Origin of the sequence: Tolypothrix sp. VBCCA 56010, assembly GCF_050875635.1 — a bacterium.
In the GTDB taxonomy this organism is placed as follows: domain Bacteria; phylum Cyanobacteriota; class Cyanobacteriia; order Cyanobacteriales; family Nostocaceae; genus Hassallia.
Genome location: NZ_JBPAOH010000042.1, coordinates 33,410 through 42,721 on the forward strand (window position 1 = coordinate 33,410; position 9,312 = coordinate 42,721).

At 39.6% G+C, this 9,312-nt stretch carries 14 protein-coding genes and 1 pseudogene; 6 read left to right on the forward strand and 9 right to left on the reverse strand.

The annotated features are described in order from the left end of the window. Positions 1–56: 56 nt before the first annotated feature. The 3 genes from AABK37_RS16430 to mdh all read left to right on the forward strand — a co-directional run bounded on the left by AABK37_RS16430 (position 57) and on the right by mdh (position 2,388). A complete protein-coding gene (locus tag AABK37_RS16430) occupies positions 57–890 on the forward strand; it encodes a class I SAM-dependent methyltransferase (protein ID WP_432552629.1) in 834 nt (277 codons plus the stop codon). A 97-nt stretch (positions 891–987) separates the two neighbouring features. Next, positions 988–1,203, forward strand: a complete 216-nt coding sequence (locus AABK37_RS16435; RefSeq protein ID WP_039737180.1) for an NAD(P)H-quinone oxidoreductase subunit O — start codon at positions 988–990, stop codon at positions 1,201–1,203. Positions 1,204–1,398: 195 nt separating this feature from the next. Next, positions 1,399–2,388, forward strand: coding sequence for a malate dehydrogenase (gene mdh / locus AABK37_RS16440; protein ID WP_432552630.1), 990 nt, complete (start codon positions 1,399–1,401; stop codon positions 2,386–2,388). 352 nt (positions 2,389–2,740) lie between these two features. Here the strand turns inward: mdh and AABK37_RS16445 are convergent, their stop codons facing one another. After that, on the reverse strand, positions 2,741–2,986 hold the full coding sequence (locus AABK37_RS16445; protein ID WP_432552631.1) for a translation initiation factor: 246 nt from the start codon (positions 2,984–2,986) through the stop codon (positions 2,741–2,743). Positions 2,987–3,044: 58 nt separating this feature from the next. Continuing rightward, complete coding sequence (locus AABK37_RS16450; RefSeq protein ID WP_432552632.1) at positions 3,045–3,548, reverse strand: hypothetical protein; 504 nt, start codon at positions 3,546–3,548, stop codon at positions 3,045–3,047. A 424-nt stretch (positions 3,549–3,972) separates the two neighbouring features. Between AABK37_RS16450 and AABK37_RS16455 the strand changes: the two genes are divergently transcribed. Beyond that, the gene (locus AABK37_RS16455) at positions 3,973–4,374 is read left to right on the forward strand and encodes a hypothetical protein (RefSeq protein WP_432552633.1); all 402 of its coding nucleotides are present in this window, start codon (positions 3,973–3,975) and stop codon (positions 4,372–4,374) included. Between the two features lie 2 nt (positions 4,375–4,376). Here the strand turns inward: AABK37_RS16455 and AABK37_RS16460 are convergent, their stop codons facing one another. Together AABK37_RS16460 and AABK37_RS16465 are read right to left on the reverse strand one after the other, a co-directional pair. Further along, positions 4,377–4,751, reverse strand: a complete 375-nt coding sequence (locus AABK37_RS16460) for a hypothetical protein (RefSeq protein WP_432552634.1) — start codon at positions 4,749–4,751, stop codon at positions 4,377–4,379. Positions 4,752–4,777: 26 nt separating this feature from the next. Continuing rightward, positions 4,778–5,446 (reverse strand): hypothetical protein, encoded by a 669-nt coding sequence (locus AABK37_RS16465; protein ID WP_432552635.1) that lies wholly within the window; start codon positions 5,444–5,446, stop codon positions 4,778–4,780. A gap of 452 nt (positions 5,447–5,898) precedes the next feature. Here AABK37_RS16465 and AABK37_RS16470 point away from each other — a divergent pair, with 452 nt between their 5' ends. Beyond that, positions 5,899–6,996, forward strand: coding sequence for a DUF1802 domain-containing protein (locus AABK37_RS16470; protein WP_432552636.1), 1,098 nt, complete (start codon positions 5,899–5,901; stop codon positions 6,994–6,996). 3 nt (positions 6,997–6,999) lie between these two features. Here the strand turns inward: AABK37_RS16470 and AABK37_RS16475 are convergent, their stop codons facing one another. Further along, complete coding sequence (locus tag AABK37_RS16475) at positions 7,000–7,362, reverse strand: aspartyl protease (RefSeq protein ID WP_432552637.1); 363 nt, start codon at positions 7,360–7,362, stop codon at positions 7,000–7,002. Then, positions 7,359–7,676: a hypothetical protein gene (locus AABK37_RS16480; protein WP_039737189.1), complete on the reverse strand. Its 318-nt coding sequence runs from the start codon at positions 7,674–7,676 to the stop codon at positions 7,359–7,361. Before AABK37_RS16480 ends, AABK37_RS16475 begins: the two co-directional genes overlap by 4 nt. 252 nt (positions 7,677–7,928) lie before the next feature. On the opposite strand from AABK37_RS16480, the pseudogene AABK37_RS16485 reads away from it, so the two are divergent. Beyond that, positions 7,929–8,057: pseudogene (locus AABK37_RS16485) on the forward strand (DUF1802 domain-containing protein); the annotation flags it as partial. A gap of 3 nt (positions 8,058–8,060) precedes the next feature. On the opposite strand, the gene AABK37_RS16490 reads toward AABK37_RS16485, so the two are convergent. The 3 genes from AABK37_RS16490 to AABK37_RS16500 form a co-directional block, all read right to left on the reverse strand. Further along, the gene (locus AABK37_RS16490) at positions 8,061–8,423 is read right to left on the reverse strand and encodes an aspartyl protease (RefSeq protein ID WP_432552638.1); all 363 of its coding nucleotides are present in this window, start codon (positions 8,421–8,423) and stop codon (positions 8,061–8,063) included. Beyond that, positions 8,420–8,737 (reverse strand): hypothetical protein, encoded by a 318-nt coding sequence (locus AABK37_RS16495; protein ID WP_432552639.1) that lies wholly within the window; start codon positions 8,735–8,737, stop codon positions 8,420–8,422. The genes AABK37_RS16490 and AABK37_RS16495 overlap by 4 nt, the downstream gene beginning before the upstream one ends. Before the next feature lie 111 nt (positions 8,738–8,848). Further along, a complete protein-coding gene (locus AABK37_RS16500) occupies positions 8,849–9,286 on the reverse strand; it encodes a cupin (protein ID WP_432552640.1) in 438 nt (145 codons plus the stop codon). Positions 9,287–9,312 lie beyond the last annotated feature (26 nt).

Below are 9,312 nucleotides of genomic sequence, written 5' to 3' on the forward strand. Positions count from 1 at the left end.
GCAAAGCTATTCTTTGCAAGGGACACGTTTTTCATACCATTTCACCTGAAGAAGAAATGATGACTAACCAACTTGGCTTAAATGATTACAAACAAAAAATAGCACATTTATACAACCGCAGAAGCCAAACTTATGATGATAGTAAGTGGCATGTCCAAATTTGTCAGCGCTTGCTTGAATATGCACAAGTTAGTTCTAGACAGTACGTTTTGGATATTGCAACAGGGACAGGTCATATAGCGATCGCAGCATCTCAAATAGTTGGGTCTTCTGGTCGAGTTATTGGTATAGATATTTCAGCTGGAATGCTCGAACAAACCAGGGATAAAGTTGAAGCGTTGGGTCTAAAAAATATTGATTTTCAACTTGCGGATGCCGAATCAGTCAATTTACCGGCTAACAGTTTTCACCGAATTTTGTGCGCGAACTCATTTCCCTGGATAGAAAACAAAGAAGCTGCATTACAACTTTGGCATCGATTTCTCAAACCTGGCGGGGTAATTGCTATTCACACACCTGCGGACACAGCTGATGTCGGATATGTTGTTTTGCGGCAGGTATTGCAAAAGTATGGTGTAACGCTTGAGCCAAGTAATCGCATCGGCACACTTGAAACATGTCAAAGTCTGTTTGCAAGCGCTGGCTTTGAAGCAATCGAAATCAAAACTGAGCAGCACGGTAGCTACATTAGTTTAGATAAAGCAAAATCAAGGTGGACAGGAAATTCCCTTCCATCCCCCAAACAATCTGCAAATTACTTATCAGAACTTTCATTGGTACAGTTGACACAAGCTAAAGCTGAATTTGAAGCAGAACTAGAGGCACGTCAAACTGAACAGGGAGTGTGGGATGATCTCACCACTGTTTACATACTGGGTCGAAAGCGATGAATAACTATGGAATATCGAAGTATCCTCGTCTTTGTGTCTTGGCAGGAGATAAAATTCAAAAATGTATCCATATATATACACCAAGAGGGGAAAGTAAATGCCTGTTAAAAGAGGAGATACGGTTCGCGTTGTCCGCGAAAAGCTAGAAAATAGTTTAGAAGCACAAGCTAGTGATACACGCTTTCCGAGTTATTTGTTTGAAACTAAAGGCGAAATTGTAGATATCAAAGGTGATTACGCCCAAGTGAAGTTCGGGAAAGTGCCAACACCAAATATGTGGTTACGTTTGGATCAACTTGAAGAATTTAAATAAAAAGGCTGGGTACGCTTGGATTAGGGAGCCAGTCGCGTGCGGAGGTGTCCTCCGCCCGTGCGAACTGGCGTGACTGGGGAGGAAATCCGCCGGAGTTAGGGCGGGGTTTTAAGCAAATCAATGAGCGTCCTTAATCCAAGCGTCTTTAATTCCAAATCCCTAATAAAATTTAATTATTAGCCAAAACCCGCAATTATGAGCTATTCCCCTTCCTCTCCAATGCTGTGTTATTCACCGCGTGTAACCATCGTCGGTGCTGGGAGGGTTGGTAGTACCCTTGCCCAACGCATTGCCGAAAAAAACTTAGCAGATGTGGTATTGCTGGATATTATTCCGGGAATGCCTCAAGGATTAGCGCTGGATTTGATGGAGGCAAGGGGAATTGAAACGCATAATCGCAAGATTATCGGCACAAACGATTATGCTGATACATTTGGTTCGGAAATCGTGGTAATTGCCGCAGGAATTCCCCATAAACCGGGTATGAGTCGGGATGATTTGTTAAAGACGAATGCTGGAATTGTAGTAGAGGCAACAAAGAAAGCGATCGCTCGTTCTCCCGATGCGATTTTCATTATCGTCACCAATCCCTTAGATGTGATGACTTATTTGGCAAGACAAGCAACGAGTTTACCACGCAATCGGATTATGGGTATGGCAGGCGTGTTAGATTCGGCACGCTTTCAAAACTTGATTGCGATGGAATTCGGCGTAAGTCCTGTTGATGTCAATGCGATGGTATTAGGTAGCCAAGGGGATTTAATGGTACCTTTGCCGCGTTATTCTACTGTCAACGGTATTCCGATTACAGAATTGATGGATGCAGCCACAATCGAGCGTTTGGTAGAAAGAACCCGTCATGGTGGCGCAGAAATTGTGGAATTAATGCAAACAGGTGGTGCTTTTTTTGCTCCCGCTTCTGCAACTTGCTTAATGATAGAAGCTATTTTGCGAAATGAGTCACGTTTGTTACCAGCAGCGGCGTATCTTCAGGGAGAATACGGTTTAGAAAATATTTGTCTGGGCGTTCCTTGTCGCTTGGGATGCGGTGGAATTGACACGGTGTTGGAATTGAATCTCACTGATGCGGAAATGGCTGCTTTACATACTTCCGCTGAATCGGTGCGTGAAAATATCGAGCGATCTCAAGAAATATTAGCGACGGCTGGTGACTCGCAACAATAAAAAACAGTAGCATTAATTGCTACTGCCCGATTTGCTATTGCGCTTGCGATCGCATAGCGAGTCCTACGCTCGACTCATCCTGAAGGGATGAGTCCGCCCGGTTTTTTAAACCGGGCGCAACCCGAACTCCGTTCGGGTTGGAGCGTAAAACGGACTATCGCATTTTTCAAAATATCAAGAATTCAGAAGTCTGGAGTCCAAATCGAGAATGGGGATTTTATGGAAAACCGCTAATTAATAAACGGCGTTTTTGCAACCTACGAAAATCTTTGATTGGTTTATAAATAGATTGTAGTAAAAAACCTTACCTGCTTGAATTCTGACTCCTGATTACTCTTTGTTAGCGATTATACTAGTCTGCGGGATCGCCGTAGGGGTCTTCGCTAGCTGGGCGGATATCACCGTATTCGTCTGCGGGATCGCCGTAGGGGTCTTCGCTAGCTGGGCGGATATCACCGTACTGGTTTGCGGGGTCGCCGTATGGATCTTCACTGGCTGGACGTACCTCGCGATCGCGGTAATCGGTATCTCGATCAACTTGCTCGTCGTTTGAGCTACCAAAAATATCTTTCGCTTTTCCCAAAAAGTCGTCTACCATAATTTATCTCCTTTTTATATTGATGCGGTGCTAATTGCTGTTGTCTTTTTCTGACTATCTAAAATGCTGGAGCTTCTTGAGGAGCAACGTCTGTTAAAGTGCGACCTGTGGAACGTCCGTTATAACCTTGGAAGTCACGGTACTGTTGCGCTTCCGACTCTGGAACCTGAATGCCTCCAGAAGGCGGTGTCACATAATGGGCACGATGTTGAGCATCGCGGTAGTAAACACGCCCGTTTTTGGAAAGGTAGTACTTACCCTGCGCTCCTTCATTTTGAGCATTCTTATGCCTGTTGTAGAGATAGTAAAGTGCGGCTGCTCCGGCTAAAGTTATCGCGACTTTCTGCCCTGTTGATAACCCTCTTTTCGCTTGGGGTTGGTTTCCAGACGCAGGATTATCCACTGTTCTACCGTTAACAGTATCGTCAACAGGTGGCGGTGGCGCAGCATTTCGGGAACCCCCACCGCCACAACTACTAAGAAGCGGCACAGTTAACAATGCCGAAAGTAGCATCGCTAGGGGACGCGAAAGTCTTTTACGCTCTGGGTATATTGTGTTCATCTTGTTTGCTCATCACCCTGCATTTACTAAATGCCATGTTGTGACAAAAACAGTGTGGAAATTGTTGTTATTTTTCCCAGATGGAAGGAACGTTTATCGTTCATTTACAACAGCACAGGTACACCGTTTAATTGCAATGATGATGAAATTTTGCAAGTATTTCATCTTGCCTTTGAGAGAACTTGTATTCATCCCAAAGAAATATGTAGTTAATTTGGTAACAAATATTTTCGTATATTTGCTTGTGTTTAATAAAGCAAAAAATTCGCTGTTGTCGCTTTGTGTCAATACACCTACGTAAATTTCATCAACATAAAGAAAATAACTTGAGCTTTTTCAGTATTTTTCCAAAAGTTAAAAGGTTTTAGCCAAAACTATACTGGTAAAGATTATTATTTATACAGTGTCACAAAAGTTACAAAATATGACAAATCAAGCTCAAACTCGCCTACTGCTTGCTTTATGGGAATTGGGAGGAGCAAAGCAGGAAGTGAACAAAGGTAAACTTCACGATCGCATCAAATCTAAAGACAAGAAAATAGCAGATTTTAAAGACATTTTTGCGGAATTGGAGAAAAAAGGAGCGATCGCTATCTCCAAAAAAGGCTACACTCTCGAATCTCCTCAAGGTTTAGAAGTGTTAAGTGAAGGTTTGAAAAGTGCTGATTTTAAATTTGAAGGCACTATTGTCGGAACTTGGGCAGCGAATGCGTTGGTAAGGTGGATTGGTGAAATGGATGGTGTCTCTTCTGGTGCAAATGTACCAGTCGAGCGGGTAAAGAGTGCGATGTCTAACGACAAGCCGCTCCGCGTCTACGTATCTTAAATTTATTTAGTTTCTCGCCAGCCTTCAATAGTTGCCACCAAGATGTTCACTAGCGGGTGGTCTACAGCTTCTTTAAAAGCTTCGGTTCCTCCTGCTTTTAGTGCATTAATAATCCGTGCTTTCAGTGCCGGATTTTCATTTATTGCTTCTGTTGCTTTAGCTATAACTGTAAGTTTTTCAATTTCCGTTGTGGTGGGATTAGTTTTCTCTAGTCGCTTTAACAATAGTTGAATTTCCTCAGCAGCTTCAGCTAGGCTTTTTGTTTGAGCTTCATTGTTAATTATTCCACCTAAATTTTTTGTGCGAATCTCTCCTTTATTTACGCCTACACCAAAGTTGCCTTTTTGCTGAATAATATCTCTATCTTGATAGTTCATAATTTTTATGTTCTCCTAAAATAAGATTAATTAATATTTCCTTGATTGACTCCAACATCAAAATTACCGCTTTGTTGAATTAAGTCTCCTTCTACTACAAAGTGATAGCTTGCGGGGGTATCTTGATTTTCCATTACTTCATGTAGACTCGCCATTATCTGCTCTATATACTCTTGCCTATAATCATATATATTCACCTTTTTCCCATCATTAGTTGAGATAGAAACACCATGAATGTACAATGGCTGTTTTTTTTCTTCTACAAATATTATTTTTATTATTTCTTTTATCATAGCTAGCCATATTTTAAGAATCTCTTTCTGGGAAGTGTTTTCAGCGACTTTTGCCCTTGCTATTTGAATAATTTTAAATACTGCTGTTCTTTTGAAAATTGTTATATATAAAACAATAGGCGATAAGCCTAATACTAAAGATATTACTGCCTCAATTACTTGACCGAGAATCAAAAATATAAATGCATTAATAAATCGTAAACTATTAAATATCAGAATAATTTTGATAACACATCCTAATTTTTCTGGCAAAATAGGTTTTTCTTTTTGTTGATACCAAGTTTTATTGAAAGTAGCAATATTCCGAATTTGATAAACAACGTGTGGATAGTCAATTTTCAAGGTTTTATTAGTGATTGACAAATTTGCTGGCTTGATATTTCTGATCTGTCTAGGAGACATAAAAATTTCTGTCCTTACTTATGAGTAGCGGAAACTGTTCTGCTGTAGCTTTACAATTAAGTAGATATAAAAAAATACCTGAATTTTACAGTACTTACGCACATTGAATGAGAGAAGGAGCATTCTAGACTTTTAGATTCGCCTAACCCGTTTTTAAGGGGGTAGTGCGTAAGTTTTATTTGAGCCTTGAATGAGTTTTGTACCCGTCCAAACCCCGATCCCAAAAGCTAGCTCTTATACAGCTATTACGTTGCTATTTTATAAACATAATTCAGTATGTGGTAGTACCCGTCCGGGTGATTTTGTGTAAAAATGCTTAATTATTTGTAAATAAAGTTATCTTGCCAATGTAACACACCAGATTGCCAAATTCTGTAATTATCCCATAAATTCAATCTTATTAAGCCGTTACGTTAGACGACTTACTGAGTTAATCAAGTGCAATTACAGAAATGTTGCGTTTCCTTGCACGTTGCGTATACAAGCTGCCTTATCCCCTAGAAGTGTCAGTTAATTCTAATATTGAGGAAAAGGTAGGAAAGTTTGTAAGTTTGCCTTTGACTGTTTCTGATGCCAAGCCGATGTTAAGCGATCGCCTCTTCAACATCCGCAAACACCAGTTACAAAATTTACAGCCACCATTGCATCCGGAATTAGAAGAATTGCAAAGTGCTTTAATTTCTCTTGCTACCACCAACCCAGCAGCTAAACAATTAGAACAACATATCAATGTATTTTTAGGTTGGAGTAGCGAGCAATTTGTCAAGCAAATTGATTCAAATTTAACTTGGATAAATGATATTGCTAAATTAGGCGATCGCAGCATCGAACTAGAAGAGAAAAAAAGCAACTATCAAGCTGGGACAGATTTTGAAAATATTACTCGTCAAAGTCTTAATTTTTTAGGATTTAAAGTTGAGGAAGACTATAAAGGTGGTGCAGGAGGTTTAGACTTATTTTGCTCGCAACCCTATCCCCTCGTTTGTGAATGTAAGGCTGGTAAAAGCATTCCCGACCGCACTGTTGAGGAATTGGATCGAATTGGCAAAAGACATCTTCAAGAAAATTATATGATGGCTGTTCGGTTGATTATCGGTCCTGGTCAACCAACAAAACAACTTAAACAATCTGCTCAAATATCTAAAATCAGTATTATTAATGCTATGACTTTACAAAAGCTAGTTGAATTAAAAGCAAAATTTCCCGGTTCTGTAAATTTAGTTGAATTGAAGCAATATTTAGAACAAGGACAAATTGACAATAAAATTGATGAATATATTAATCAAGTAGAAAAAGAGATTGCTTTGCGATCGCATTTAGTCAAACTGGTAAAACAGCATCAAGAGAATATGGGGGATGAAAAAGTTGAAGTTGCAACGCTTTATGGAGCCTACGGTTACTCTAATCCACCTCAAGCGTTAACTCGTGAACAAATGCACGAAATCTTAATTGAACTTTCATCACCTTTAACAGGCTACTTGGGACGAAATAAAGGCAAAGATTGGAGAAGCGATCGCTTTTATTTTATCCGCGATTTACCAACTAGCTAATAATTATCCCAACGTCAATATTTCCGCTTGATAATTCACTACTAAAGGTAGAATTTTTAACCACTCTGAACCCAGCAATACTTCTGTAATTTCATCTCCGGCAAAAACCGGAATTTCATACTCCTGTTCATCCAAAAGTATCTTACCTGAATAGATTTCAAAAAGACTTTCCCCCTGTGCGGTTCGCAGTTCATCTCGACCAATATAAGTCCAATCAACACCGTCTAAATCTTGTTTATTCATTGCAATAAAGCCTGTGAAACCGGTATCTAACATCGCATCCACAGGCAAATTTACATTATCAGCAGTAATTAATTCAATCTCAAAAAATAGCTGCCCCCTCTCACCAAATGTACCCTGTATCATATGGTGCCAGTGGCTCCAGTTTCATTCAAGCAGAAAACGCAGTGGTCAGCATTTGGATACTTCTCGCGGGCTTTTTTGTGAGCTTGCATATTATCTGCATCAATGAAATAATCACCACTATCAGGCTCGACAGCAATATACCAGCCATAGTGTTTATCGATAAATTGAGGACGCACTCGTTCAAAAATTGCTCGGCAACGTTGATGAAATGCGTCTTTTTCGGCTTTGCGTTTGGCTAGTTCTTCTGGTGATATGGTTATTTCGGGAAATATTCTGCCTCTGCGTACTAGCCGTTTTGGTGTTGATTCTGTCATAGTTTTAAGTCTATCTATTAATATTCTTTTCATAGTATCAATAGATTTTGTAATTCTATATGAGTTGGGATAATTATTTTTTAAACGAACCGCAGAGACACAGAGAGCACAGAGGAAGAGGAGGGAGAGAGTTTTAGGCTCTTATTTAGGAATGCTATAGTTTTTTAGATAAATTAATTTGCTAGTTTATCTACATTAATATATAGGTAGGCATTGCCCACCTTACTAATTATACAGGTTGTTTCTGTGTTGACAGATGAGACAGTTCATGATTTAGTGATTGAACTTTCCTCACCTTTAACAGGCTACTTGGGACGAATTAAAGGCTCATATTGGAGAAGCGATCGCTTTTATTTTCTCCGCGATTTACCAACTAGCTAATAATTATCCCAGCGTCAATATTCCCGCTTGATAATTCACCACCAAAGGTAGAATTTTTAACCACTCTGAACCTAACAATACTTCTGTAATTTCATCTCCAGCAAAAACCGGAATTTCATACTCCTGTTCATCCAAAAGTATCTTACCTGAATAAATTTCAAAAAGACTTTCCCCTTGTGCCGTGAGCAATTCTTGTTCACGAATAAATTGCCAATTAAGAGCGTCTAAATCTTGTTTATTAATAGCCATAAAGCCTGTGAAACCAGTATCCAACATGGCATCCACAGGCAGATTAAACCGATTAACACTAATTAATTCAATCTCAAAAAATAGCTGCCCTCTATCGCCAAACATGCCCTGTATCATATTGTGCCAGTGGCTCCAGTCTCATTCAGGCAAAACATACAGTGTACAGCATTTGGGTGCTTTTGGCGTGCTTTATGGCTTGCTAGTTCTATATCTGCATCAATGAAATAATCACCACTATCTGGCTCGACGGCAATATACCAGCCATAGTGTTTATCGATGAATTGGGGACGCACTCGTTCAAAAATTGCTCGACAACGTTGATGAAATGCATCTTTTTCGGCTTTACGTTTGGCTAGTTCTTCTGGTGATATGGTTATTTCGGGAAATATTCTGCCTCTGCGTACTAGGCGTTTTGGTGTTGATTCAGTCATAGTTATAATTCTATCTATTGATATTATTTTCATAGTATCAACAGATAGTGTATGTTAAAAAATCGAGAGGTCAGATTCGGTGACTTCTTAAAGAAGTCACCGAATCTGACTTTATACATGCGTTGCTTCTAGTTGCTTTAAAGCGGCGGCTGCTGCTGCTAAATCATATGGAAAGGGTCGTCCGCGAGTTATATAATCTCGCTCTTGGGTTGGTCTGTGACGCAATACTGCATTGACTAAAACACATGGTTCTGAACTGAAATTAATTGCTCCATGCAAGACTCCGGGTGGAATTGTTACTACTGCTGGGTAATTTTCGCTTAAAGCAAGATATTGGTATTTTTTATTAATTAAAGTTACTAAGACAAACTCACCTTTTACTAGTAATAATTGGTCTGTTTGTGATTTATGAACAAACAAATCATCTATTGTATTTGCAGGAATTTGTACCAGCATTGTTTCATGACTGGCTTGGGGAGTAAAAAAGTGAGTCATCCCTCCTTTGATAGATTCTAGGGGACGGATTTCCAGCGAACGCACGTTTTTCATATCCTAAAAAAAACATCCTAAAAATT